This is a genomic window from Johannesbaptistia floridana (genome assembly GCF_057440575.1).
Genome location: NZ_JALKVM010000171.1, coordinates 1 through 2450, shown reverse-complemented (window position 1 = coordinate 2450; position 2450 = coordinate 1). Strand labels below are relative to the sequence as shown.

The window sequence follows — 2450 nt, the reverse complement described above, 5'->3', positions numbered from 1 at the left end:
GCGTATTTAAACGTTATCCATTTACCATTATTCTTAAGGAGGAAAAACCATTACACACAAACAATAATTTAAAGGCTACGAAAACCGGAACTTATGTCGGTAGAGTAGCAGTCAGAAAGTGCGACCTGAAAGTTGCATCCTTTGAGTGGAACTCTCAGAAAGTTCCCAGCCTAGTAGTCAAGGCTGTACCCGCTCAAAGGGGCGTTACTGGTAACGGTAGAGTCTCACAGCTAGAGAGTTAAATGTCATTTGTGGCGTGGAGTCATCTCACAAGACGAGTGGCTAGGGTAAGATGACTAAGCCTAACGAAAGTGAATCTGTGTAAGCTTCGTCAGGCTAGACCAATCAGGTAAAGATGACCTGGGTTGGATGGGGATAAAGGTGTAGGATTTAACGACCTGTGCCAAAAGAATATACTATTTTCTGACGTATATTTAGACTACCAATAAATCCCTCGGAGTATAGCAGAAGGATAAGGTCATCGGATCTCAAAAGATGTGAAACAGGATAAGCCCTATAAGGTCTCTTGGAATAATCTAGGAGTAGGCTCTCGCGCCAGCAAAGCGGAATCCCTTAGAGGGTAAAGGATGGTTAAAAAGCGAAGGCTGACAGTCGAAAGACAAGGGTAATAAATAACCTGTCAGATAGGGAATACCCAACTTGAAAAAGTGCCCACTTAACCAGGTGAAATCAGCTCATATTACGAAGTAAGGAAACCGAACCAAAAAGGAAAAGATAGATGCAGTCAAATGTAATCGTAACTCAAGGAACAAACGACAATAAGAAGTGGCACAATATTGATTGGGTCAGGATTCGTCGTAATGTTAGGAATCTGAGACAGAGAATATTTAGAGCAACTCTTTGGCGGTGATGTCAAAAAGGTTAGTAACCTTCAAAAACTAATGTTGAGGGGGAACGGAGCAGTAATGCTCCAGACCTACCCAACAACAGGTAGTTTTAACATTAAAACTGCTAACCAAACAGTTCAAGGTATTAGCCACAAATACTGTAAACCTATTCACAAAGCGGATGGATATAACTATGCAACATAATAATGGTCCCTCATTTCCTCTCATCGCTAACCTGATGAGAGGTTTAGCGAGAGTCTCCATGAGGGCAAAAAGATGAGAGATAAGCTACATATATTAGGCTGGCTTGGCCTTTGCTGTTGTTTTCCTAGTATAGCCTGGGCAGAAAAATTAGAAAATCAACCATTATTATTAGATCGACCAACAATTACATCTAATGCCAACTTATCTCCTTTACCTCTAGAATTAGTAGAAATTAGACCATTTTCCCTGGGAATAGATGATCGACTCTGGGGAGAAACTAACACACCAGGCGATCGCTTAGCATTAGTAGAAGCAATTGATCACAGTCTCAAATATCTAGAAACTCCTACCGCTGCTAATGTTTATGCCAACTATCCCCTAGAAGAAATCACCCTAGAAAGAGTCCGTAATTCCCTATTACGCTTTCGTGAGTTACTCCTTACCTACGACAATGCAGAGGAATTCCAAGCCGCAGTAGAAGCAGAATTTAACTTTTATCGAGCCATTGGACAAGACAACCAAGGTAAAGTAGTTTTTACTGGCTATTATGAGCCTATTTATCCCGCTAGTTTAGTCAAAACCGAAGAATATATATATCCCCTCTACCGTCTTCCCGAAGACTTTTCTCAATGGCAACAACCCCATCCTTCCCGAATGGAATTAGAAGGAAAAGACGGATTACTAGGGGAAAATAGTCCCCTAGCCGGATACGAACTAGTTTGGCTAAAAGATCGCCTTCAAGCCTATTTAATCCACGTCCAAGGTTCTGCTAAACTACAATTAACCGATGGTTCCCTCTTAACTGTAGGTTATGCAGGCCGTACTGAATACCCCTATGTAAGTTTAGGTACAGAATTAGTCAAAGATGGACGCTTTCAAGTAAATCAATTAAGCTTGCCTGTTATGATTGACTATTTTCGTACTTATCAATCACAAATGCACGAATATATCTCCCGTAATGATCGCTTTATCTTCTTCCGCGATACTCAGGGGTCTCCTGCTATAGGTAGTATAAATGTACCAGTAACTGCCGAACGGTCGATAGCTACAGATAAATCTCTAATGCCTCCTGGCGCCTTAGCGTTGATTGATACTAACCTTCCCCTACCCAATGGCCAAGGAGGATGGCAAAATACTCCTATTACTCGCTACGTAGTTGACCAAGATACAGGAGGGGCTATAAAAGGACCAGGACGTGTAGATATATTTATGGGAACTGGGGAGATTGCCGGAGAAAGAGCGGGGAGAATCCACGAAACAGGCGAACTATACTATCTCTTACTCAAAAATGATGAATAAAGAAGAAATTATCCAGCAGCTAAATTTAGTAGAACATATAGAAGGGGGCTAAATACAGTTGAAAAATATCTACTCATTACTGCTAAAAGTTGCTCATTT

At 41.2% G+C, this 2450-nt stretch carries 2 protein-coding genes; both read left to right on the top strand.

Translation table 11 applies throughout. The features are described from left to right. A partial coding sequence (locus MW688_RS11820; RefSeq protein ID WP_486736187.1) for a hypothetical protein occupies nucleotides 1-242 on the top strand: 242 nt, incomplete at its 5' end. A gap of 882 nt (nucleotides 243-1124) precedes the next feature. Next, entirely contained in the window at nucleotides 1125-2351 is a 1227-nt protein-coding gene (gene mltA, locus MW688_RS11815; protein WP_486736185.1) for a murein transglycosylase A, read from the top strand. Nucleotides 2352-2450: the final 99 nt, after the last annotated feature.

Coding starts and splice junctions, on each gene's coding strand:
- mltA (WP_486736185.1), top strand. CDS start 1,125: ATGAGAGATAAGCTACATATATTAGGCTGGCTTGGCCTTTGCTGTTGT.